Below are 23,001 nucleotides of genomic sequence, written 5' to 3' on the forward strand. Positions count from 1 at the left end.
CAATGAGTAGGAGATACGATGGACAGAGGTGCTGGCGATCATTCGCGTATTATTGAAATGGCGTGGGAAGATAGAACCCCGTTTGAGGCCATTGAACGCCTCTACGGTCTCAATGAGCAAGCGGTAATAAAACTGATGCGCCGTGAACTAAAGGCGGGGAGTTTTCGTCTTTGGCGAGCGCGGGTTAGTGGTCGCAAAAGTAAACACCAAGCCTTGCGTGATCCGCGTATTGAACGCGGATACTGCAAGACTCAGTATAAGCACCGTTAACGCTTAACGGGCGTTGGTGCTTTCGAAGATCTTATCCGCAGAAGCGGCGACGAAGCCAGTGTAGATTTCGCCATCAGGCTTTAAGTAGCGCAGAGCAAACTCATAAAAGCAACTTGGCACCGCTTTTTCACCGTCTGAAAAAGCCACCTTCGCATCATCAGCTAGCGTTGATGACTGCTCTAGTAGCACCTCTGGAGAGCCTTTAATCTCACCGCCTGAGGTATTCAGTTTAAAACCAGCATCCTTAAGCTTTTGGTTCACCTGCTCAATGGTATCAAATTGCGCCAAGTGGTTAATGCTCACGGTAAAGTGGTTGGCGCGATAACCCCAAGCCGACATCCAGGCAGCGTATTCACTTTCTGCCAATAGCTTTTGATAGGTTTCATAGCTGACATCCCAATGGGTGCCAGAGTATAAGAAGTTGTCTGCAGTGACGGCGTCTTCATCAATGCTATCGACCATCTCATGAACGGTTTTTTGTAGCTCATCTGAGAACTGTTCAACAAGCAGTTCAGAGATAAACACTTTAGGTTGAGTCGGGTCTTCGTGCTCAAAATGCTTGGCGTAGAGTTTCTTGGCTTCGAAGTGATACTCGCCACACTCTTTGTAACCCACGGCTTTAAAGTGCGCAGCGAGCTTTTCTAAGCCAACCTTAGGCAAGTTAAAGGTGCGCAGCGCAATATGGTCGTTAATAACGTCATCGCGTTGAGTCGAGCCTAGTAGCTCGTGTACTTTAACGGCTGATGGAGTCACTTCAAGGTAGTTGTCCCACAAGTGTTCAAATAGTGTGTTTACATTGTTATGCATAATAATTCCTTAACACATAGATGCGTTTGATTCTTTTAAAGTATTAAGCCCGGCGCAAGTTTTTCCGGCAAGGTAGACGTGGGTGCTTCCACCGACGCTACCGGGTAGGCACAGTAATCGGCGGCATAATAGGCACTGGCTCGGTGGTTGCCACTGGCGCCAATACCACCAAAAGGTGCGGCACTTGAGGCACCGGTGATGGGGCGGTTCCAGTTAACGATACCAGCGCGAATGCGTCCTAAAAAGTAGTCGTAATCAGCTTGGCTGTCGCCTAAAAGACCGGCTGATAGACCATATGAGGTATTGTTTGCTTCATTGATGGCGCTATCGAAGTCACTGTAGCGGTACACTTTTAACAGCGGCCCAAAATGCTCTTCATCGGCCAGGTCGATGTTGGTGACATCAACAATGCCGGGGCTGACAAAACCAGTGTTTGTATCAAGGTGTTGCATTTCCAGCAGTGACGTAGCGCCTTGTGCAAGCAATTGCTCGTACGCTGCGCGCATGCCCGCTGCCGCTTTTTTGCTGATCATCGCGCCCATAAATGGCTGCTCTTCGGCGAAGCTGTCGGCAATTTTAATGTTGCTGGTTACTTCAAGTAAACGCTTGATAATGGCATCACCCTGTTCACCTTGCTCAATAAATAGGCGGCGAGCGCAAGTGCAACGTTGGCCTGAGGTAATAAAGGCTGATTGCACAATGTCATGGACCGTGGCGTCGATGTCGCTAACGCCTTTGACAATCAATGGGTTATTGCCACCCATTTCCAGCGCCAAGATTTTGCCCGGATGACCACCAAATTGTTGGTGCAATAAGTGCCCGGTCTGTGAGCTGCCGGTAAAGAATAAGCCATCAATGTCTTGATGTGAGGCCAGGGCCTTACCGGTTTCAATCTCACCTTGTACTAGGTTGATAACCCCAGCTGGCAAACCAGCTTGTTGCCAAAGTTTAAGGGTATGTTCGGCGACCTTAGGTGTTAACTCTGATGGTTTAAATACCACGGTATTGCCAGCCAACAAGGCAGGTACAATATGACCGTTGGGTAAATGGCCTGGGAAGTTATAAGGACCAAAGACCGCCACCACGCCATGGGGCTTGTGACGAATAAAGGCTTTGGCTCCAGGCATCGGGTTTTCTACCGTGCCGGTGCGCTCCTTGTAAGCGCGAATCGAGATAGCCACTTTGCCGGTCATGGCGCCGACTTCGGTGCGCGTTTCCCAAATGGGTTTGCCCGTTTCTTCGGCGATGGTGGTGGCGAGCTCTTCGGCATTGGCCTTTAACTGCTCGACAAAGCGCTCGAGTACGGCAATACGCTCATCAAGTGCACTCTGCGACCAAGCAAATTGTGCGGCACGGGCGCTGGCGATAGCGGTATCGACCTGCTCTGGGCTGGCGCCTTGGCCTTGCCAAACAACGCTGTCTGTCGCGGGGTTTATCGATTCAAAATGCGGGCCTTCACCGGCCAGCCATTGGTTATTTATAAATTGAACATTCATAGCCATTCCTTAACGACTAGAGAGTGCGAAAAAGCGCACTGAATCACCTTGGCTGACGGCTAAAGTGTCAGCAGCCTCGGCACTGATATAAAGTTGGTGCTTGATGTCGCAATATTCAACGGCATCACTAAAGATAGCGCGAAAATCGGCGACCTTATCGTTACATAGCGCCCAGGTGGTAGCCTGCGGTTCAAGCTGCTCTTTAATGAGAATAGGGCATACTTTTGATTGGCGAACGGTGCTGATATTGCCTAGCTTGGCTTCCACCGTTGGCCCGGCGTCGAAGAGATCAACATAGCCACGGTGCTCAAAACCCTCGCGTTGCAGCAGTCGTAACGCCGGCTTGGTGTTGTCATGGACCTGGCCAATGACCGCTTGGGCCGCTTCACTGAGAAGGTTGACGTAAATGGGGTATTTCGGCATCAACTCACTAATAAAGGTCTTGTCACCTAAGCCCACCAAGTGGTCGGCCTGGGGGAACTCGATGCTAAAAAAGTGTTGTTGCAACCATTGCCAAAAAGGTGAATGGCCGTGCTCGTCGCTGACTCCACGCATTTCTGCGATGATGGTGTCGCTAAAACGGTCGCTGTGTTCGGCCATAAACAAAAACCGGATGCGCGATAAGAAGCGACCAGTGAGTCCTCGCCGATACGGCTCACGTAAGAATAAGGTGCAGATCTCCGAACAGTCGGTGTAATCGTTACACATCGACAAGGTATCAACGCGGTTGTAAACATCTAAGCTTGGACTGTGATGCACCGACGTGGAGCGCCGATAATGATACAGCGGCACGCTCATACCGACTGCCGCCTCAATGCCGGTGGTGCCGACAATATCACCGCTTTCGGTGTCTTGCAGTACGAACAGGTAGCCCTCATCGCCGGGGCCATTGACATGCTTTTCAACGCTGCGCTCAGAGCGCTCGATTTTTGCTTGTAACAACTCGTCATCGACGGGCAGTGAGGTAAAACCATGGCCCGATTCGATGGCGATTTGTTTTAGCGCGGCGAAGTCATCGCCGCGAATAGGTCTAAGTACTAACATAAGTAGGCTCTTAGCCGTGTGGTTACTAGGCGTTAACCAGCGAAGCAACGGCTTTTTCGAAGCGCGCTAGCCCTTCTTTGATATCCGCTTCAGGGATCACCAACGATGGCGTAAAGCGCACTACATCGGCGCCTGCGACTAAGCTCATTAGGCCATTTTCAACGCTCGCATTAAGGAAATCACGGGCGCGGCCTTGGTAGTCGGCGTTAAGTACCGCGCCTAATAACAAGCCTTTACCACGTACTTCGCTGAACACATTGTACTTTTCATTGATAGCATTGAGACCGTCACGGAATAGCTGTTCACGAACTTTCACCCCTTCTAGCACTTGCTGTGTGTTTACCGTGTCAAATGCTGCTTCAGCGACCGCACAGGCCAGTGGGTTACCGCCATAGGTTGAACCATGCGTGCCCGGTTTTAAGTGTTTGGCAATCTCTTTAGTGGTAAGCATGGCACCAATAGGGAAGCCGCCGCCCAGTGCTTTGGCTGAGCTCAGAATGTCTGGTGTTACGCCTAGGCCTTGGTAGGCGTAAAGCTCGCCAGTGCGACCAACACCGGTTTGAACTTCATCAAAAATAAGTAACGCGTTATGCTTATCGCACAGTTCACGCACGCCTTTAACAAAGTCCATATCAGGGGCAATGATCCCACCTTCACCTTGCAATGGCTCCATCATCACCGCACAGGTATCGTCGTCAATCAACGACTTAAAAGTCTCAAGGTCGTTATAATCGCAGTGAACCACTTCACCCGGTTTTGGTCCAAAGCCATCAGAGTAAGCGGCTTGGCCACCCACGGTAACGGTGAAGAAGGTACGGCCATGGAAGCCTTTGTTAAACGCGATGATTTTTGCTTTCTTTTCGCCGAAGTTATCCAACGCCCAACGACGAGCCAGTTTTAACGCCGCCTCATTGGCTTCAGCGCCGGAGTTAGCAAAATACACTTGATCGGCAAAGGTTGCATCGGTGAGTTTTTTCGCTAAGCGCAGAGCCGGTTCATTGGTCATAACGTTGGCAAGGTGCCAGATTTTACTGCCTTGTTCTTTCAGTGCGGTGACCAGTGCCGGATGACAATGACCTAGGCAGTTGACCGCGATGCCACCGGCGAAATCGATAAATTCATTACCTTGTTGGTCCCAAACGCGAGAGCCTTCCCCTTTTACCGGAATAACCGCTGACGGGTTGTAGTTTGGCACCATTACTTCATTAAATAGTTCACGATTTACTTGCATGACACACCTTTATTTTTACTGTGCTTGGCCGAGTCATTGCTGCACCAAGCATAGATTCATTAAAACTTACTGCTATGGTGCCGTTAATCAAGTTCAATTTGCAGTGCCATATTGTTAAAATTGATTATAATAGCCATCAAATTAACGAAAAAGGCATGCAAAATGATTAACGCACAAGATGAAAAGTTGTTGTCCTTGCTGCGCACCAATGCTCGCGCCAGTATTTCTGATTTGGCCAGAGCACTGGATTTATCTCGTTCGACGGTACAAAGCCGGATGCAAAAGCTAGAAGAAAGTGGCGTTATCAAAGGCTACAGTGTCGAGTATGGTGACGCCTATTTATCATCCATGGTGTCAGCCCATGTGTCGATTAAGGTGAAACAAAAGCTCACCACGAAAACCAACATTGAACTCAAGCACATAGATGCGATTACCGACTTATATGCTATTAGTGGCGAGTTTGATCTGATCGCGGTAGTGCAAGCGCAAAATCTCGAAAAGCTTAGTCACTTGCTTGATGATATTGGCAACCTAGATGGCGTTGAGCGCACCAATTCATCCGTCATTTTAGAAACAAAATTCAAGCGCTAATGTAGGAAAATGTTGCCTTGAGGTTCAATAAATAACCTTAAAGTGCTGGCTTTTTGAACTCTTACACCAAAATATGACAAATTCATGCTTTAGTTGTAAAGAGATGTAAATACTCTATTGAGTGTATGTTCCTATTTGCGTAAATTCGGTTCCTTCATTCACAATGAAGGAAGGTCAATGAACAACAATAAAATAAAATTAAGCGCCTTGACCAGCGCAATGCTTATCGCATTAAGTGGTTGTGGTGGCAGCGACAGCGACGATCAACCTGTAGTTGATACTGCACCGAAAGCTGGGGAAGTCAGTCTTGAGGGAGTGAAACAATGGCAGCCGATGACCGGCACCTTGATTGCTCACGATCAAGATGGCGATGCTATCACGCTGACATTCTATGACGAAGACCAGGTGGTTGCGGCCGAAGACGGTATCTATACGTTCTCACACGGCACTTTAGCACTTGGTGAAGACAAAGAGTTTATCTACACCTCGTTATCAGGGCAGCCTGCTGTTATTAATTACGATGTATCTGCCAATGGTAAAACATCGGCTGGCAGCATCACTATCAGCGATGTTACTGGCGATCCTTTAGCTGCGCAGCAGTGGCACTTACATAACAATGAGCAGCGCGCTTTTGCTCAAAGTGATATTTTCAAAGAACAGCTTGCTGTGCTTAATGGCATCGCCGAGCAAGACCAAGAAGCGTACTTCGCCCAACTCGAGGATTCGTTTGTTTCTAGCCGCGCTGCCGGTGCGGACATGAATGTATTGGAAGCGTATAAACTGGGGATCACGGGTAAAGGCAGTATTGCCGTCGTGGTCGACCAAGGCGTGGAAATTGGCCATGAAGATTTGGCTGATAACGTGCTTGCTCACCGCTCTTTAAACCTGCGTGATGACGCCCTCGATCCAACTAACCCGACCATCACCGGCGATAAAACATCGCGTCATGGTACTGCGGTGGCGGGTCTAATTGCGGCTAAAGCACACAATGGTGTGGGTGGTCGTGGTGTGGCCCCTGATGCGGGAATTATCTCCATGAACTACCTGGATATTCCCAACCAAAATGCCGCGCACATGGGCGCCTTGATCAGTGGCTTACCTGCCAGTGGTATCCAAAACCATGAGCAGGTAGTCTTTAACCGTAGCTATGGCTATAACCCACCGGCGTTCTTACCAGAGGACCCGTTCGAAGAGGCAAACATGGCCTACGCCAGCGATGTGTTGCGCGATGGCAAAGGTGCTTTAAGCATTAACGCAGCGGGTAACGACTTCGAAGAAGGCCGCCACAACGGCAATTACTGTAGTTCTTCAGGTGTTAATGACATCGGCCTAAGCTGTATTGATCTCAACGTTTCGCAGGCTAACCGTAGCTTACACAGTGTTTCTGTGGCGGCACTGAAAGCCAATGGCGAGCGTTCAAGCTATTCTATTGCCGGTAGTGCCATGTTTATTGCGGCCCCTGCCGGTGAAGACGGCAGCTGGGAGCCAGCAATGGTCACCACGGACGAAATGACCTGCTTGCAAGGTGCGTCGGGATTGCCGATGATGGATGCCCTAGAGAGAGCATGGGGTGTGCCACTGTCGTTCCTTGAAGGATATAAAAACTTTGACTTCCCGGGTCACCCAATGAACCCAAGCTGTCACTACAGTAACTCTATGAGTGGTACGTCATCTGCGGCGCCAAACACGGCGGGTGTGGTCGCGCTACTGATGGAAGCTAACCCAGATTTAAGCGCTCGCGACATTCAACATATTTTGGCGACAACGGCGAGCATGACTGACGCTGATAACGCCGCTGTTACGCTCAATACGGCTAACGGCGAGTTTGTTGCTCACCAAGGTTGGGTAGAAAACGCCGCAGGTTACCACTTCAATAACTTCTATGGCTTTGGCCGTGTGAATGCGGGTGAAGCGGTTAAAATGGCGTTGAACTATGATGTTGATTTAGGCGAGCGTCTGCAATCAGACTGGCTTTCAGCGGGTGTTCAAAATGATGATGCATCATTAGCCTTAGTGGTTCCAGATAACAACGCGGCAGGTGCAACGCACAGCATCGAAGTGGCGGATGACTATACTATCGAAGCAATGCAGTTTAGCTTCACAGTAGCTAACGAAGAAATGCGCTCCGATTACCGTCACCCAGAAATCCCGGGCCTGATTCAAAGCTCTGCGGGTTCAGACTTGGCTATCGAAGTGACTTCGCCAAGTGGCACTAAGAGTGTGGTTCTTGCGTCTCATCATGCGCAGCTTTACCCAGCATTGGATGCCAACTTCAACTTTGCACAAGGTTATGTTCACTTGCCAACGGTGCATTTCCGCTCAAACGCTTTCTATGGCGAGAGTGCGAAAGGAACCTGGACTGTGAAAGTCGTTGATACGGCGCAGCCTAATCAAGTTGCGTTTAGTATGAACGGTCAAACCAGCGTAGTCTTCCCGAACGAGGCAGAATCTGTCCTCGAGGGATGGGGTTTACGTGTAACTGGTCGTCAATAAGGAGCATAATAATGAATAAGTTAACAACTCTTGCAATAGCGCTAAGCGCTGCGATTATGGCGCCAGTTCATGCTACAACGCTAAAATCGACTATGGACCAAGATAATAAGCTAAGCACTCAAGATGTGCCTGCGATCAGTGCCGCTAAGTTAGAGCGAAAGGCCAGCGTGGGTCTGTATGAAAAGGTGGACAATGTCCGTATCGTACCTGCTTACTTAGCCGATCCGGCTAAAACTGTGAGCGTGCAGGGCACGAATGCCTATGTGCAAGCCAATGATGGCGCTGTAGCCAGTGACCGTGAGGGGCTGTGGCAAGGCGATGTAATGCGCCACTCCCTGCGTGGTGAATTTGCTACAGTAAGCGGCAACTTAGTGCTTATCCCTGCGGGCGATATTGACGCAGTGCTTAACACCTTCGACTTACAAATGGTTCAACAGTTTGCTAATGGCACCGTTTTGGTTAAGCCAGCGACGGCCAAAGAATTGCAGCAACTTAATGACCAGTTACAAGCTTCTGATTTGGTTAAAGCCAGCAAAGTAGAAGTGTTACACAAGGTCGTTGATGCTTTCTAAGCATATTTAAGCGAAGTAAAAAGCCCCACTAGTTGGGGCTTTTTTGTTGGCGAATATTCAACTCACCATCAATATGCACGTCTCGTTGTGGGAATGAGATAACCACATCATGTTCGGCAAATTTTGCGCAAATTCCAAAACGGATATCGCTTTTTATTTTCCGTACGTTGGACTCGGCCTCCGCATTAACCCAAAAGACTGCATCGAAGATAAGCGCACTGTCGCCAAAATCTTCAAAAATAACGCTATGGGGTGGGTTATTGAGTACGGTGGGCACCTCTTCTAGCACTTCGGTGATAAGCTGAGCCACCAAATTCACATCACTGCCATAGGCCACGCCAACTCGAACATAGGTGCGCGCCATGGTATCGATCAGTGTCCAATTGGTTACGGTATTCTCTAGCAGCTGGCTGTTAGGAACCAGTAGGTGCACGCCATCGTTACGGCGAATACGGGTCGAACGGGTGTTAATCGTTTCCACAACGCCCTTGGCATCACCGACCTCTAAAAAGTCGCCGATACGGATGGGGCGCTCACCGATGAGGATCCAACCACTGATAAAGTTGTTTATAATATTCTGTGCGCCAAAACCGACGCCAATCGCTACGGCCCCTGAGACAAATGCGAATGCGGTGAGCGGAATATTAAGCACCTCAAGGGTGGTAAAGATGATAATAATGATGCACAGCACCAAATAAATACGTTTGAATAAAAGCGCCGCATCTGGCCCCATACGCTTTTGTATAATACGGCGATGGATAAGCCGACCAATGTAGCGCACAACGAGCCACACGCCGGCGATGATAAGTGGGATTTGAATCAAGGTCGCTAGGGTAAACGCGGAGCCACCGTAGCTGAATATAACGGTATCCAAGGATTCAGTAATTTGTTTTAGCATAGGACTATCTAGCACCCTATTACTCCTTAAATAGGTGGTCAGTGAGGCGCTATACTACAAGGCTTTGGAGCCATCGCTGACACGCTCTCTTTGTTGTTGTGTTAATTTTATAACATAGACATTGCGGCCAATCCCATTAAATTCCTCATCGGTGATAACCAGGGTGTCATTGTCGTAAAACGTGACGGCTTCTTTTTGTGTTACCAAACCGAGATTGATCTTATCTATGGTACCGGAGAAAAAATTATCGCCTTGCCAGTTCTCGAACAGCCATAAATGGGTGGAGTCTAGCAATACCAGCTTTTTCCTATCTGGGCTCATGGCTGCGGATGTCACCCAACATAACTTTTCGGCGGTGGTACAGGTTTGAAACGAGGCGATAAATTGCGCTTCATAATTACCCGCATGATTGCCAATACGGTACAAGTTCGTTTTACCATCAAATGGTTGAGTTCTATTTTTGGTAAATAAATACAGTTGGTGTCGATACTCAACAAAGGCTTCTAAATCAAAGTTCTTACGTTCAGGCGTAAGCGGCTGCTCCCACAATTCTTTGTAGGTGAATTTAATGATCTCTGCGTTGGTTTCATCAGATTTAATATCAATGGGGTTTTCTATTTTATAAATTGTCAGCCAGCGGCGCAGATTATCGTTGTTACCAAAGTCGCCTAAAAAGAAATGACCAAATTCGTTTTGGGTCATGTCTTCCCAATCAATGTTCTTGGCATTGACCACTTGCACGCGCCGTTGCACTTTGCCTTTGTCATCGACCTGATAGAGAAATGGGCCATCGCCACTGTCGTTAATGGCCCACAAGCGGCCACGTTTATCAAACTCAATCCCCGACACCTCTTTAAGTTGTGGATCTAGAGTGACAAACTTGTTCTGATATAACTGATAACTCAACCAGACAGCGCCGCCGCCAAGGACGATTGCACTGAGGGAAATAAGGGTAATAAGCGTTTTTTTTATCATAATCTGGATGGTGTGGAAAAACGCTGGGCATTATAGCAGGGCCACAGTAGGGATGCCTGTACCTGAGTATGAATTTTTTCAATAAAAAACGCGGCACTAGGGCCGCGTTATGATGCGCTTATAAAGCGTTTATTTACTCTTTGCTGTCTTCCACGAGACCACGGCGTTTAAGTAATGCATCGGTGGTTGGCTTTTGACCACGGAATTCAATGTAGCTTTGCATTAAATCACGGCTGTTACCACGCGAGAGTACTTCTTTACGATAGTGATCACCGTTTTCACGAGTCAAGCCACCTTCGTTTTGCATATGTGCGAACGAGTCCGCTGCAAACACTTCTGTCCAAAGGTAGGCGTAGTAGCCCGCGCTGTAACCGCCAGCAAAGATGTGGCTAAAGTAGCAGGTTTTATAACGCGGCGGCACTGGGTAGTAATCAATGCCGTGTTTCTCAAGCGCGTTTTGCTCAAACTGGGCAAAGTCTTCAACCTTGGTACCCGGTGCAATAGAATGCCATTCCATATCCAGCAACGCTGCGGCTAGGTATTCAGTGGTATCAAAACCTTGGTTAAAGGTATGCGACTTCAATAACTTATCTAGCAGCTCTTGAGGGATAGGCTCGCCAGTTTTGTAGTGCTTAGCATAGTTAGCGAGTACGCTCGGCTCAATGTTCCAGTCCTCGTTAGCTTGAGACGGGAATTCAACGAAGTCACGGGCAGTGGCCGTACCGGCAAGCGATGGGTATTTTACATCGGAGAACAAACCGTGAATGGCATGACCAAACTCGTGGAACATAGTTGTTACTTCAGAGAAGGTCATCAGTGTTGGCTGACCTTCAGCTGGCTTGGGAATGTTCTGCGCGTTATAAATAACAGGCTTGGTTCCTTTAAGGTGGTTTTGCGATACATAGGCACTCATCCACGCGCCGCCACGCTTACCTTCGCGAGCATAAGGGTCAAGGTAGAATAGGCCAATTGAGCTGCCATCTTCATTGAACACTTCCCATACAAACACGTCTTCGTGGTAGGTTGGCAAGTCATTGCGCTCTTTCATGGTAATGCCGTAAAGCTTGTTCATGGCGAAGAACAGGCCGTCGTTAATAACGGTATTCATTTCGAAATAAGGCTTTACTAAGCTTGCATCAATGTCATATAGCTCGGCGCGCACCTTCGCTCCGTAATAAGCCCAATCCCAAGGCTTAAGCTCAAAGTCTTTACCGTCTTTTTTGATTGCTGCTTGAATGAGTTCAGCTTCAGATTTAGCTTTAGCGACCGCTTTCGGCGCAAGATCATCAAGCATAGTAAACACTGCATCCGGCGTTTTCGCCATGCGATCGTCTAGCTGGTAATGTGCCCATGATTCAAAACCAAGCAAAGCGGCTTTTTCTGCTCGAAGCTGCGCTTCTTTAATAGCAATTGGGCCATTGGTTTGTTGCGCGCGCTGTGATGACGTGCGCCACACTTTTTCACGTAGCTCACGATTTTCGAGGCTTGAAAGAATGGGCTGACGGGTGGTGTTGACCAAGGTGATCATGTAGCCGTCTTTGCCTGCTTTTTCCGCTGCTGCCTTTAAGCTGGCAATTTCATCTTCAGCTAAACCCGCTAATTGCGCTTTGTCGGTGACTAAGATGGTGTCTTGTTTGAATGACTTTAAGATATTTTGCGAAAACTCAGTGCTGAGCTTAGAAAGCTCAGAGTTAATCTCGCGCATACGTTGCTTTTGGCTTTCATCCAGCTTAGCACCCGCACGCACAAAGCGTTTATAGTAATATTCAACCAGGCGTTGGTCTTCTTTATTCAGCGTGTCTTTGTTGTCATAAACAGCAGCAACACGGTCAAAAAGGGCCTTGTTTAGATAAATATTGTCACGGTGCTCGGCCAATACCGGCGCCATTTTGGCATCGATACGCTGATATTCATCATTTGAGATAAGACCAGAGAGATTGTTGAAAGCGGCGCGTACACGGTCCAAAATGGCGCCGGATTGTTCCATTGCAACCAAGGTGTTTTCAAAAGTAGGTGCTTCAGAATTGTTAGCGATAGCTTCAATCTCAACACGTTGCTCTTCAATCCCCGCATCAAATGCCGGCTCATATAAACTGGTATCAATCTTATCAAATTCGGGCGCCATATATTGCAATGGACTAGGGCTTAAAAAGAGATTTTCTTGTACAGCGTCAGTGGTGGTTTTGGCTACTTGTTCGGTTTGAGCTTGGTTTTGTTCGTTGTTAGCAGGTTGCTCGCTACAGCCTGTAACTAGGGTAGTCGCAGCAATCGCTGCGGCAATCATAGATAAACGCATTGCTTACTCCATTATCAGGAAGTTATTGTTGTCAGTTATCGCATGAGCAAGCCACGTCCCCGGGAGAGTGCAGTGACTTGCACTGTGTAATCATGAAAAGAAGGGTGGGGCTCTTTCATTTTGATAGGCTGTAACATTACTGGCAAAGTGTGCTGACAACAAGTAACTTGGCCTTAATTCTGCGCTTTTTCGTCGATTTGTTGGTGTTTTTTTCATCTTCAGCCATGCTTAACACTCAGGTAAAGCGTTAAATTCTTCTCCAACCCTATGCTTTTGTTCGATTGTGAAGTTTTTTGCGGTGGGTATACTTGCGTCGTAGTGAAGATTGAGTGCGAATTTGGTAGCCGAGGAGAGCAGGGTTGGACGTTTTTGTAGCGCGCCAAGCAGTATTTAACAAGCAACAGAAGGTGGTTGCTTATGAGTTGTTGTTTCGCGATGGTGAAGATAACCGCTTCCCGAATGTCGAGGATAAAACCGCGACAGCCAAACTGATCTATGACAATCAGCTCAATCAAGGTTTATCATTTCTCACCGGTGGGCGAAAAGCACTGATCAATTTTGGTGAGCAATCGCTACATGCCCGTTTAGGGGAGTTTCTTCCTACCGATAAAGTGGTGATTGAGATACTCGAGACTGTTGAGCCCAGTGAGGAGCACTATCAGTTATGTCGAGAGTTGTTTCACCGTGGCTTTCGTTTGGCGCTCGATGATTTTCAATACCACCCACAATGGGAAAAGTTTCTAAAGCTAGTGCGGCTTATTAAGTTTGACCTTATGCACAGCAGCTTTGAGGAAATAGACCAAACCCTCGCAGTGTTAAAAAAGTATCCAAATATAAAGTACCTAGCGGAAAAAGTAGAAACGCAAGAGCAATACGAGCAAGCCAAAGCACGCGGTTTTGATTTTTTTCAGGGCTATTATTTTGCTCGCCCGCAAATGGTTAAACAGCGCGATTGTGTTGCTCGTTCGGCATTGATCATGATGATTTACAGCATGACCCTCAAGCCCAATATTAATCTCAATAAACTCAGCGAGGTGTTTTCTCAAGACACCGCCTTAGCCTACAAATTATTGCGCTTTATTAATTCTGGGCTGTTTCCGCTTAAAGAGCGTATGGACTCCATTAAGCAAGCTTTAGTGTATCTAGGCGAGCTGCGGGTGCGGCGTTTTGTGTCACTGATAGTGACCGCCCATATCGCCCACGAAAAACCGCTTGAGCTGACCAAAATGTCGTCAATTCGCGCGCGCTTCTGTGAGCTATTAGCAAAGCGTTATTTCCCCCATCTCAGTAGCAGCGCGTTCCTTGTAGGGCTCTTTTCCCTCATTGATGCTATGCTCGATAGGCCCATGCAAAGCATTGTAGAGCAATTGCCTTTCCCTGATGATATTGCCAATGCGCTAAATGGGGAAAACAACACCTTGTTTTATCTGCTCGAGCTAGTAAAAGCGTACGAATCTGGTAGTTGGTGGGCGATGCAAAGAGCCTGTGTACCGCTCAACATCAGTGATGAGGGGTTGCCCAATTTACACCAATCGGCCATTACCTGGTCGCAAATGTTCGATGATTTGTAAAGCGCGTCGATAGCGCTTAGCACCCGGTTGTTTGGCGTGCATAAGTAGGTGGCTGATCGGCAGATTGCGCTTGTGTGTAAAGCACATAGCACTGGTCATCTTGCACCGCGCCGTCGTCATCAAAGTCATAGCCAATATAGGTAAAATCGATGCCTTGTTCTTCAAATACCAAGGCGTCGCTAAATTCCACCCGCTTGACGACATCGGTGTTATCTAAGAAAAACCATTTCAACCTCACATCCGGGCTGTCGTCGCTGAGGTCAATCACACCGTCTCGGTTTAAGTCAACATCAATAAGATCATTGCGCCCGGTCACCGCAGTGGCTCGGTAACTAGGCATCTGCGCCTTCATCTGCATCAGTGTATTCGCCTGTTCGATACTGGTCTGCGCATTGGTTAGTACGGCTATGCGCGCATCATTTTGTAAATTTAAAAATCGCGGTAACACGGTGATACTCAATACCGCCAGAATAACTATCACGATGATGAGTTCAATCAAGGTAAAACCCTTTTGCAAGCGGTGCTTATTAGAGGGGGAACAACAGATGAAGGAATGCATGAAACTGATACCGCGTATAAATACAACCGTGCTATGGTAATGTTTTTTATCGACAATGTCAGCGCTATTTGTATCGTGGAGGGGGAGTGTCTAAGGCCAGTTTGTTCGCCGAACAAGGGTATTATCGGCAATTAATCACCGATGCGCGCCGCACTGAAATTGATGCGTTGCGTGGGCTAGCTATCCTTGGTTTGTTGTTCTTGAATGCCCCTTTTTTCATTTATTTCGATTATGGTTATATCGCACCGCCCGGTACCCATTTAGTCGACTCGCTGCTCTATGGCATACAGGTTCTACTACTTGATGGGCGCTTTCGGGGACTGTTTGTGGCGCTCTTTGTGGTGGGGTTAATTGTCCAGTGGCAGCGCCGTGCCACGGACTCACGCGACGAACCTATGCACTATTTACGCGTCAGACTCTATTGCTTAGCGGTCATTGGTCTGGTGCATGGGATGCTATTGTGGGCGGGGGATATCTTACTCGGGTATGCCCTTGCCGGGCTGTTGTTAGTGACGATGTTAGATTCACCCGCGAAACAGCAACTGCGTCAAGGCATACTGTTTATTGTTGTTGGAAGTGCAGTGCTATTGACCTTAAGTGGGTTGTATATTGAACCTGCACTCACCTATGACGACGAGCAATACCAAGGGTATCTCAATCAAGATAACTTTCACTTTTTAGCTACGCGCTCAAGCAACGCTATCAATATGCTGCTGATGACCTTGGTATCCCTATTTTCTGTGCTGTGGCTGGAGTTAGGGGCGATGCTGTTGATTGCAGCGACATGGCGCAGTGGTTTTTTATCATCGCCTTGGCCACATCAGGTGAAGCTCTCTGTCGGAGCTGGGTTGCTGCTCTGTTTACTGCTCAGCGGCATTCATCTTAGCTATGGTAATAGCTTTACGGCAACGCTAAGCCTTATTGCGAACTCCATTAGTGGCACAATCACGGCGTTGATTGCCTTGCATTGGCTCAGTCGTAGACGCCTACGTATTGGTGTAGGGATTAGGCTGCTTGCCAATGTTGGGCGCTTATCGCTCAGTTGTTATCTGGCACAAAGCGCATTGATGCTGGTCATTACCCATTACTTTGGATTGTATATCGCACAAAACTTTGCGCTAGCGCATTACGCGCTATTGGCCTTTGCCATTATCATTGTGCAATTGCTCGGTGCGAACGCGTATCTGCGCATCTTTACTCAAGGCCCCGTAGAATGGGCTTGGCGCAAAGCGGTAGAGCGATGGCGCTAATACCATCAACATAAACTATACTCAGCGCTAGCCAAGGAGTCCCTGTGAAAAACCATGTTATCTTATTTGCCATCCTTTATGTGTCATCTTGCTTTAGCGCACATGGCGCAATGCGGGTGCTGTTTGTTAACCCATCTACAGCGGGCGACCCTTTTTGGCATAAAGTAGAGACTTTTGCGGTGCAAGCTGCCGGGGACTTAGACATCAATTTAGACATTGTTTATGGCGACGGTCATCGAGAGTTTCAGCATCGAGCCATCGCCCGGTATTTAGCCACTCATCCTGCGCCGGATTATGCGGTGCTTATCAATTACCCCGGCGGCAGTGGTCAGTCTATGCAGTTACTGGAGCAGCGCGAGGTTTATTTTGTCACGTTGGAAGAGACACTGTCCCAACAAGAGCGGGAGCTTGTGCAAAAGCCTGGTGAGCGCTTCCATTATTGGTTGGCGGAGCTGTCCCATGACAACCAACACGCTGGGCAGCAACTCGCTTCTTTTTTGCACAACAAAGCCGTTGAGCAAGGCATAGAGTCACCGCTGGTGGCGGCGATAGGGGGGCACTACGGAGGAGAAACAAACCTGCGTGTGAATGGATTGCGCGACTTTTTAGCAGACCACCAAGGACAACTAGTGCAAGTCGTGCATGGTCGTTGGCAGCAAGAAATTGCCCGTCAACAAACAGCCAAACTATTACGGCGCTATCCTGAGTTAAGTATCATCTGGTGCGCCTCGGACGCCATGGCGCTGGCGGCTGCACAACAAGCTCAGCAACATGGCAAAGTGGTCAATAAAGATATGTTTATCGGTGGTTTTGATTGGCTGGCCGACTCCTTGAGCGCTATAGCCGATGGTAGGCAAACGGCGTCGGTGGGTGGACACTTTTTGATGGGGGCTTGGGCTTTGGTCAAAGCCTATGATCACCGTTTTTCAGTGTCAAAAAGCAGTACTCAAGAAGTGCGCTTTAAATTGGCAATCGCGCATCAGGGAAACGTCAAGCGCATCCTCCCTTTGGTGGACCCCGATAATTGGCAGCAAATTGATTTTAAAAGCTACACAAGAACCCATAACAGCACACTTGATGAGTACCCCTTCGATGTGCAAAGTATCCTCAATCAACACTTTTAATTCTGATTTTTGTTGGTAACTGCTTTACAATGCGCAGGTGAAAAAGAAGCAACAAGTAGAACTATGAGTCAACCTACGCGCCTTAATAAATACATAAGTGAAACCGGATTTTGCTCGCGCCGTGAGGCGGATGCGCTGATCAGTGCGGGGCGAGTCAGCGTAAATGGTCATGCGCCACAAATGGGCGATAAAGTGACCGATGCCGACACCATTCACATTGATGGTAAAGCGCTTAAAACTAAGCCTAAACGTGTCTATATCGCCTACAACAAGCCAACGGGCATAACTTGCACCACTGAAAAGAAAATAAAAAGTAATATTGTGCGAGCGATTAATTATCCCGAGCGTATTTTCCCTATTGGCCGTTTAGATAGGCCCTCCGAAGGGCTTATCTTCCTCACCAACGAGGGCGATATCGTCAACAAAATATTGCGCTCAGGGAATAACCACGAGAAAGAGTACGAAGTGCGGGTTGATAAGCCCTTAAATCGGCGCTTTGTTGAGCGTATGAGCGCGGGTATTCCCATTCTTGGCACTGTTACCAAGAAGTGTAAGGTTGAGCAAACCGGGCCGGATAGCTTTCGCATCATACTGACTCAAGGCCTGAATAGGCAAATTCGTCGTATGTGCGAGTATCTTGGCTATGAAGTAGTTACGCTCAAGCGCACGCGTATCATGAATGTGACATTAGCCGGGCTAAAAAGTGGCCAATGGCGCCATTTAAGTGATGCAGAAATGGCCACTATTAATGATCTAATAGCGGACTCTGGTAAAACCGAAGAGCATTCTAAAACTGAGCACAGTGTGCCCTCTGAGCAACATTCCAATACATCGAAGACTGCACAACCAAAGCGCAAAGCCGTACCTCGGGCTCGCACAGCGCCTGTACACAAGCCAAAAAGTAAGGCAAACAAGCGGGTGAAAGGAACATTGAGGCTAAAGAAATGATGCGCTTTATTGGCCTTGTGCTGCTTGTTTTTATAACCGGTTGCTCGCAATCAGACAAAGTGACGTTGCATGCTGGCGATTCTATTTTAGCGTTCGGTGATAGTTTAACCGTGTCAGTGGGTGCAAAAAACAGCACCTATCCCCAGCAACTCGCTCAGCTAACAGGGCTGGAAGTGATAGCCAGTGGTGTCTCTGGCGAGCAAACAGCGCAGGGCCTTGAGCGCTTTAAACGTGCACTCGACACGCACCAGGTTCAGGCGGTGGTGTTACTTGAAGGCGGAAACGATTTTTTGCGTAACCAAGATAGCGGGCAAACAAAAGCGAACCTAGGCGCGATGATAACGCATGCGCAAAGTAAAGGGATTGCAGTGATCCTTGTGGCGGTGCCGACCAAGTCTTTGTTTTTGTCTGACGCGCCGCTGTATCAACAATTAAGCGAGCAGTATCAGGTGGTGCTGGTGGCAGATATACTGTCTGAATTACTAGGCGATAACCGCTTTAAATCTGACGCTATTCATCTTAATGACCGAGGCTATCGACGCCTAGCGTTAGCCATAGCCGATGTGATAGAGGTTGAACGCTAACAAAAAAAAGCCAGCTTAAGCTGGCTTTTTAATGACTGCTGGTATTATCCATTGCGACGGTGGCTGTGTATGGCAAAGAACTTACAATAAAGCACCGGGACCACAACTAGCGTGAGTATGGTGGCAAAGCCGAGACCAAACATAATGGTCACCGCCATGGACTTAAAGAACACATCGAATAGCAGCGGGATCATCCCTAAAATTGTGGTGATAGCCGCCATGGAAACCGGCCTAACCCTGGAAACGCCAGAGTCAAACACCGCCTCGTAAGGGTCTTTACCTGCAGCTAACTCGATATTGATTTGATCCAGCAACACGATGCCGTTTTTAATTAACATGCCTGAGAGGCTCAATAGTCCCAGCAGTGACATAAAGCCAAAGGATGCGCCCATGGCCAGCAAGCCAGCGCTGACACCGACGATGGCCAAAGGCACCGTGGCCCAGATCACCAGAGGTTTACGCACTGAGTTAAACAGCAACACGGTGACCGCGAACATCGCTAGATAACCCAGTGGTAGCGAGCCAAAAATGGCTGAGCGTGCTTTGTTGGCAGACTCATACTCGCCACCCCATTGCAGTTCATAGCCTCGGGGGAGGGGGATGGCTTCGATATCGCCACGTACACGGGCGAACAACTTCGCAGGGGTTTCATCGCCAAGTAAATCATGATCCGCCATCACGGTAATGGTGCGCTTGCGGTCGCGACGCATGATGAGGGGGTCTTCCCAGCGTACGGTGAAGTCATCCACCACTTGCGTCACTGGCACAAACACGCCTAATACTGGACTGTAGATTTGCAAGTCGCGCAGTGATTCAACGTTTAAACGCTCGTCTTCTGGAGAGCGGGCAATGATTGGCAACAACTGGGTGCCGTCGCGATAGAGTCCCACTTTCTTACCCGACACACTGGTGAGCAGTAACTCGTCTAAATCCGTTTTACTTATTCCCAAACGGCGGGCTTTTTGCTCATTGAGCTGTGGGCGGATGAGCTTTGTGCGGTGGCGCCAATCATCGCGAATGTGAAAGGCTCCGGCGTCACTGGCGAGAATTTGCTTCGCTTGCTCAGCCAGCTGTCTTAGCACCACAGGGTCGGGGCCAGAAAAGCGTGCTTCGATTTTGGCATCGGTCGATGGCCCGATTTCCATGCGTTTGAGCTTTAGCTTGGCGTCAACAATATGATTGCGCTCGTAGTCACGCACCTTAGCTATCATGGCCAATACAGCTTCTCGGTCCTTCACCCGAACAATCAGCTGACCATAAGCAGGGTATTGTTTTTCTGGCGCATAAGTGAGCATAAAGCGCGGTGCCCCTTGACCTATGGTGGCGGTGACCTCCTCAACCAACTCCTGCTCGAGTAAAAACTGCTCGAGTTTGGCGATACCTTTGCTGGTGGTGCGAATATCAGCGCCCTGGTAATGCCAATAATCTATGTAAAACATGGGCGTGTTAGAGGCGGGGAAGAACGACTGTTTGACCGATTTAAAGCCCACCACCGCGCCGACTAAAAGGATCAGCATTAATACGATAGTGGTTTTGCCGTAATGCATGGCATGGCGCAAGATAAACTTATAGCCACTAAATAAAAACCCTTGGTAGGGATCTTCATCGCCTGCTTGGGCTTGGTTTTTGTTCTTTGGAGTACGGAACATCACATCAGCAAAAAACGGCGTAAGGGTGATGGCGGTGATCCAGCTCAGTAATAGCGATATCATCAACACCCAAAATAAGCTGCCGGCAAATTCACCACTGGCATCCGAGCTCAGGCCAATGGGGGCAAAGGCGGTAATGGCGATAACCGTAGCCCCGAGTAAGGGCCATTTGGTTTGGTTAACGATATTGACTGCTGCCTTTAGTTTGCTTTGCCCACGCTTCATATTAATAAGAATGCCTTCGGTGATCACAATGGCATTATCCACCAACATCCCTAGTGCGATGATCAACGCCCCAAGGGAGACGCGTTGTAGGTTGATATCAAAGAGCACCATAAAGATAAAGGTGCCGAGCACGGTGAGCAGCAAAATACCACCAATTAAAATACCGCTTTTGACCCCCATAAACAGCAGCAACACCACGATAACAATGGCCACCGCTTCGACCAGGCTGATAATAAAACTGGACACCGACTTGTCGACTTCCTGGGGTTGGTTGTAAATGGCGGCGACTTCCATGCCATGGGGGCGCTGATACTCCAGCTCCGCTAAATGGGCATCGATACGTTGACCAACGTCTACGACATTGACGTTACTGGCAAAAGAAAGACCTATTAATAATGCCTGTTGTTGGTTGTAGCGCACCATATGCGAGGGCACCTCAGCATACTCGCGATAAACCTTGGCGACATCGCCGAGGTAGATGAGCTCGCTGGCACCGGGCTTAGAAATAAGCACATGTTCAAGTTCAACAACATTGTCAAACTCGCCAGTGGGATGCAGGCGAATAGACTCGCCATCGACCATGACGCGACCGGCATTAGAAACGGTGTTTTGCGCTTGCAACAGGGAAAATATGCGCTCAGGACTGAGTCCCAGTTGCGCGAGCTTATGGGTCGACACCTCGACAATCACTTGGCTTTGCTGCTCGCCGGCTACAGTGACTTTGCCAACGCCATCGACCAGCACCAATTCACGCTTGAGAAAATCAACATAGTCTTTAAGCTCATCATAGGAGTAGCCATCACCGGTCACTGCAAGGGTAACACCATACACATCGCCGAAGTCATCAATGACTTGACTGGGGTACACCCCTGGCGGCATAGATGCCGAAACATCATTAATTTTGCGGCGCAGTTCATCCCAAATTTGCCTTAGGTCCTCTTTGCGATAGGTGCTTTTCATCTCCACCGTAATCTGGCTTTTGCCGTTAGAGGAAATGGAGGTGACATAGTCGACGTAGGGCAATTCTTGAATCGCATTTTCGATTGGGTATGTTACTTCTTCTTCTACCTGCTGCGGTGAGGCCCCAGGGTAGAGGGTAATCACCATGGCTTTTTTCAGAGTAAACTCTGGGTCTTCTAACTGTCCGAGAGAAAAGTAAGAGACCGTTCCCCCAATGAGCAGGAACAGCGCAAACATCCAACTAATAACTTTGCGTTCAATGGCAAATGCAGCAAGATTCATTTATAGGCCTCGCTCTTTTTGCCACGGGCGCACCTGCATCCCTTCTTTGAGATAGTGTACGCCTGCGGCCACCACTTGCTCGCCGCTATTTAGGCCAGAGCGTATCTCTAGTCCGTCTCGGTGCATTTGCCCCACCTCGACCTGGCGTTTATGCACGGCGTTATCCTTATAAATCCATACATAGCTGTTATTCGCTAGGCCTTGCTGCGAGTCAGAAAAGACCGCTTCCACCGGAATTTTATGCCAAGACTCGGCATTTCCGGTGATTTTACTGATATCAATATACACATGGCCGCTCATCCCCGCTAACAAGTTAAAATCTTCGGGCACGGGTAATGAAAATACCACCTTGTAGGTGAGCGTAGCAGGGTCGGCTTGGGTGTCGTATTCTTTGATGGTGAGCGTATAGGCCTTATCTGGGTAGCCGTCAAAGATCACCGTGGGTTGATACAAGGTATCCTTGTTGACGCGGGCCACCAACTTCTCGGGTACTTGGATAACTACGTCCATTAAATCTCGGGTTTCTAAGCGCAAAATATTTTGCTTTGCCTGAATGTTTTCAAAATTCTTAACGAATACTTTGGCAACGGTACCGGCGAAAGGCGCCCTTAACTCTGAGTTGTCTAAGTTAGTTTTAGCAATATTGAATGCCGATTCGGCAACTCGGGCGTTGGCGACTGCTTCATCGAGTTCTGCTTGGCTGGCAATGTTACGCTCATAAAGTGTTTTTACGCGCTTTAGCTGCGACTGAGCCAGGTCATAACGGGCCTTGCGCTCTTCATACTGTAGCTGGAAATCTTCAGGGTCGAGCTTAGCGAGTAACTCGCCTTTTTCCACTTCCTGACCCGCTAACACGGGAAATTCTATGAGCTCTCCATTGACACGAAAGGCTAAGTAGGAGCCTTGGTGGGCGACTACTTCGGCAGGAAAGCTACGCATAACCTTTTCATCAGCGTGACCCACGGTAAAGAGTTTAACCGGCCTGATGGGTGGCTTTTTATCGGTTTTGGGTTGCTCTTGTGAGCACCCCGTTAGTGAAATCATCGCGAGCAAGACTAATACGAATAGACTGCGAGACATGAATGAGACTCCCTGTGAATAGTGTGTATGTATGCCAGTATAAGAGCACGCTGGTGCGTTAGCTTACTTTGCCGTAGACTAAAATAAAAATTATAA

Annotated in this window: 19 protein-coding genes; 9 read left to right on the top strand and 10 right to left on the bottom strand. The window is 48.5% G+C overall.

Translation table 11 applies throughout. The features are described 5' to 3' along the window. Positions 1–18: 18 nt before the first annotated feature. Positions 19–270: a TIGR03643 family protein gene (locus PRUTH_RS18520; RefSeq protein WP_045979941.1), complete on the top strand. Its 252-nt coding sequence runs from the start codon at positions 19–21 to the stop codon at positions 268–270. Between the two features lie 3 nt (positions 271–273). On the opposite strand, the gene PRUTH_RS18525 is transcribed toward PRUTH_RS18520, so the two are convergent. The 4 genes from PRUTH_RS18525 to PRUTH_RS18540 are packed head-to-tail and all read right to left on the bottom strand — an operon-like array spanning position 274 to position 4,848. Continuing rightward, positions 274–1,077, bottom strand: coding sequence for a DUF1338 domain-containing protein (locus tag PRUTH_RS18525; protein WP_022945492.1), 804 nt, complete (start codon positions 1,075–1,077; stop codon positions 274–276). Positions 1,078–1,112: 35 nt separating this feature from the next. After that, entirely contained in the window at positions 1,113–2,579 is a 1,467-nt protein-coding gene (gene astD / locus PRUTH_RS18530) for a succinylglutamate-semialdehyde dehydrogenase (RefSeq protein ID WP_138587424.1), read from the bottom strand. A gap of 3 nt (positions 2,580–2,582) precedes the next feature. Continuing rightward, positions 2,583–3,617 (bottom strand): arginine N-succinyltransferase, encoded by a 1,035-nt coding sequence (gene astA, locus PRUTH_RS18535; RefSeq protein ID WP_151174173.1) that lies wholly within the window; start codon positions 3,615–3,617, stop codon positions 2,583–2,585. A gap of 25 nt (positions 3,618–3,642) precedes the next feature. Next, positions 3,643–4,848 (bottom strand): aspartate aminotransferase family protein, encoded by a 1,206-nt coding sequence (locus tag PRUTH_RS18540; protein WP_045979944.1) that lies wholly within the window; start codon positions 4,846–4,848, stop codon positions 3,643–3,645. 162 nt (positions 4,849–5,010) lie between these two features. Here PRUTH_RS18540 and PRUTH_RS18545 point away from each other — a divergent pair, with 162 nt between their 5' ends. From PRUTH_RS18545 to PRUTH_RS18555, 3 genes are all read left to right on the top strand, one after another. Continuing rightward, the gene (locus PRUTH_RS18545) at positions 5,011–5,439 is read left to right on the top strand and encodes an Lrp/AsnC family transcriptional regulator (RefSeq protein WP_022946785.1); all 429 of its coding nucleotides are present in this window, start codon (positions 5,011–5,013) and stop codon (positions 5,437–5,439) included. A 177-nt stretch (positions 5,440–5,616) separates the two neighbouring features. Beyond that, positions 5,617–7,932 carry a S8 family serine peptidase gene (locus PRUTH_RS18550; RefSeq protein WP_151174174.1) on the top strand — a complete coding sequence of 772 codons (2,316 nt, stop codon included), beginning with the start codon at positions 5,617–5,619 and terminating at the stop codon, positions 7,930–7,932. Between the two features lie 11 nt (positions 7,933–7,943). Further along, the gene (locus tag PRUTH_RS18555) at positions 7,944–8,504 is read left to right on the top strand and encodes a serine protease external chaperone (protein ID WP_151174175.1); all 561 of its coding nucleotides are present in this window, start codon (positions 7,944–7,946) and stop codon (positions 8,502–8,504) included. 28 nt (positions 8,505–8,532) lie between these two features. On the opposite strand, the gene PRUTH_RS18560 is transcribed toward PRUTH_RS18555, so the two are convergent. The 3 genes from PRUTH_RS18560 to PRUTH_RS18570 form a co-directional block, all read right to left on the bottom strand. Continuing rightward, positions 8,533–9,402, bottom strand: a complete 870-nt coding sequence (locus PRUTH_RS18560; protein WP_151174295.1) for a mechanosensitive ion channel family protein — start codon at positions 9,400–9,402, stop codon at positions 8,533–8,535. A 54-nt stretch (positions 9,403–9,456) separates the two neighbouring features. Continuing rightward, positions 9,457–10,377 carry a hypothetical protein gene (locus PRUTH_RS18565; RefSeq protein ID WP_130146468.1) on the bottom strand — a complete coding sequence of 307 codons (921 nt, stop codon included), beginning with the start codon at positions 10,375–10,377 and terminating at the stop codon, positions 9,457–9,459. A 133-nt stretch (positions 10,378–10,510) separates the two neighbouring features. After that, complete coding sequence (locus PRUTH_RS18570) at positions 10,511–12,673, bottom strand: M3 family metallopeptidase (protein WP_022946790.1); 2,163 nt, start codon at positions 12,671–12,673, stop codon at positions 10,511–10,513. Between the two features lie 359 nt (positions 12,674–13,032). On the opposite strand from PRUTH_RS18570, the gene PRUTH_RS18575 reads away from it, so the two are divergent. Further along, a complete protein-coding gene (locus PRUTH_RS18575; protein WP_022946791.1) occupies positions 13,033–14,244 on the top strand; it encodes an EAL and HDOD domain-containing protein in 1,212 nt (403 codons plus the stop codon). A 16-nt stretch (positions 14,245–14,260) separates the two neighbouring features. Here the strand turns inward: PRUTH_RS18575 and PRUTH_RS18580 are convergent, their stop codons facing one another. Continuing rightward, positions 14,261–14,803: a prepilin-type N-terminal cleavage/methylation domain-containing protein gene (locus PRUTH_RS18580; RefSeq protein ID WP_051034508.1), complete on the bottom strand. Its 543-nt coding sequence runs from the start codon at positions 14,801–14,803 to the stop codon at positions 14,261–14,263. Between the two features lie 86 nt (positions 14,804–14,889). On the opposite strand from PRUTH_RS18580, the gene PRUTH_RS18585 reads away from it, so the two are divergent. From PRUTH_RS18585 to PRUTH_RS18600, 4 genes are all read left to right on the top strand, one after another. Next, on the top strand, positions 14,890–16,053 hold the full coding sequence (locus PRUTH_RS18585) for a DUF418 domain-containing protein (protein WP_151174176.1): 1,164 nt from the start codon (positions 14,890–14,892) through the stop codon (positions 16,051–16,053). 44 nt (positions 16,054–16,097) lie between these two features. Further along, on the top strand, positions 16,098–17,177 hold the full coding sequence (locus PRUTH_RS18590; protein WP_151174177.1) for an ABC transporter substrate-binding protein: 1,080 nt from the start codon (positions 16,098–16,100) through the stop codon (positions 17,175–17,177). A 63-nt stretch (positions 17,178–17,240) separates the two neighbouring features. Next, positions 17,241–18,125, top strand: a complete 885-nt coding sequence (gene rluF / locus PRUTH_RS18595) for a 23S rRNA pseudouridine(2604) synthase RluF (RefSeq protein ID WP_151174178.1) — start codon at positions 17,241–17,243, stop codon at positions 18,123–18,125. Beyond that, positions 18,122–18,709: a GDSL-type esterase/lipase family protein gene (locus PRUTH_RS18600; protein ID WP_151174179.1), complete on the top strand. Its 588-nt coding sequence runs from the start codon at positions 18,122–18,124 to the stop codon at positions 18,707–18,709. The genes rluF and PRUTH_RS18600 overlap by 4 nt, the downstream gene beginning before the upstream one ends. 44 nt (positions 18,710–18,753) lie before the next feature. Here the strand turns inward: PRUTH_RS18600 and PRUTH_RS18605 are convergent, their stop codons facing one another. Together PRUTH_RS18605 and PRUTH_RS18610 are read right to left on the bottom strand one after the other, a co-directional pair. Then, entirely contained in the window at positions 18,754–21,825 is a 3,072-nt protein-coding gene (locus PRUTH_RS18605; protein WP_151174180.1) for an efflux RND transporter permease subunit, read from the bottom strand. Then, positions 21,826–22,905, bottom strand: coding sequence for an efflux RND transporter periplasmic adaptor subunit (locus tag PRUTH_RS18610; RefSeq protein ID WP_151174181.1), 1,080 nt, complete (start codon positions 22,903–22,905; stop codon positions 21,826–21,828). Positions 22,906–23,001 lie beyond the last annotated feature (96 nt).

Origin of the sequence: Pseudoalteromonas ruthenica (assembly GCF_008808095.1) — a bacterium.
Taxonomy (GTDB): domain Bacteria; phylum Pseudomonadota; class Gammaproteobacteria; order Enterobacterales; family Alteromonadaceae; genus Pseudoalteromonas; species Pseudoalteromonas ruthenica.

What these genes read in the sequence shown, in the direction of transcription:
- PRUTH_RS18600 (WP_151174179.1), top strand. Translation starts at nt 18,122, where the DNA reads ATGATGCGCTTTATTGGCCTTGTGCTGCTTGTTTTTATAACCGGTTGC.
- astD (WP_138587424.1), bottom strand. Translation starts at nt 2,579, where the DNA reads ATGGCTATGAATGTTCAATTTATAAATAACCAATGGCTGGCCGGTGAA.
- PRUTH_RS18550 (WP_151174174.1), top strand. Translation starts at nt 5,617, where the DNA reads ATGAACAACAATAAAATAAAATTAAGCGCCTTGACCAGCGCAATGCTT.
- PRUTH_RS18555 (WP_151174175.1), top strand. Translation starts at nt 7,944, where the DNA reads ATGAATAAGTTAACAACTCTTGCAATAGCGCTAAGCGCTGCGATTATG.
- rluF (WP_151174178.1), top strand. Translation starts at nt 17,241, where the DNA reads ATGAGTCAACCTACGCGCCTTAATAAATACATAAGTGAAACCGGATTT.
- PRUTH_RS18570 (WP_022946790.1), bottom strand. Translation starts at nt 12,673, where the DNA reads ATGCGTTTATCTATGATTGCCGCAGCGATTGCTGCGACTACCCTAGTT.
- PRUTH_RS18580 (WP_051034508.1), bottom strand. Translation starts at nt 14,803, where the DNA reads ATGCATTCCTTCATCTGTTGTTCCCCCTCTAATAAGCACCGCTTGCAA.
- PRUTH_RS18520 (WP_045979941.1), top strand. Translation starts at nt 19, where the DNA reads ATGGACAGAGGTGCTGGCGATCATTCGCGTATTATTGAAATGGCGTGG.
- PRUTH_RS18525 (WP_022945492.1), bottom strand. Translation starts at nt 1,077, where the DNA reads ATGCATAACAATGTAAACACACTATTTGAACACTTGTGGGACAACTAC.
- PRUTH_RS18545 (WP_022946785.1), top strand. Translation starts at nt 5,011, where the DNA reads ATGATTAACGCACAAGATGAAAAGTTGTTGTCCTTGCTGCGCACCAAT.
- PRUTH_RS18540 (WP_045979944.1), bottom strand. Translation starts at nt 4,848, where the DNA reads ATGCAAGTAAATCGTGAACTATTTAATGAAGTAATGGTGCCAAACTAC.
- PRUTH_RS18560 (WP_151174295.1), bottom strand. Translation starts at nt 9,402, where the DNA reads ATGCTAAAACAAATTACTGAATCCTTGGATACCGTTATATTCAGCTAC.
- PRUTH_RS18565 (WP_130146468.1), bottom strand. Translation starts at nt 10,377, where the DNA reads ATGATAAAAAAAACGCTTATTACCCTTATTTCCCTCAGTGCAATCGTC.
- PRUTH_RS18605 (WP_151174180.1), bottom strand. Translation starts at nt 21,825, where the DNA reads ATGAATCTTGCTGCATTTGCCATTGAACGCAAAGTTATTAGTTGGATG.
- astA (WP_151174173.1), bottom strand. Translation starts at nt 3,617, where the DNA reads ATGTTAGTACTTAGACCTATTCGCGGCGATGACTTCGCCGCGCTAAAA.
- PRUTH_RS18610 (WP_151174181.1), bottom strand. Translation starts at nt 22,905, where the DNA reads ATGTCTCGCAGTCTATTCGTATTAGTCTTGCTCGCGATGATTTCACTA.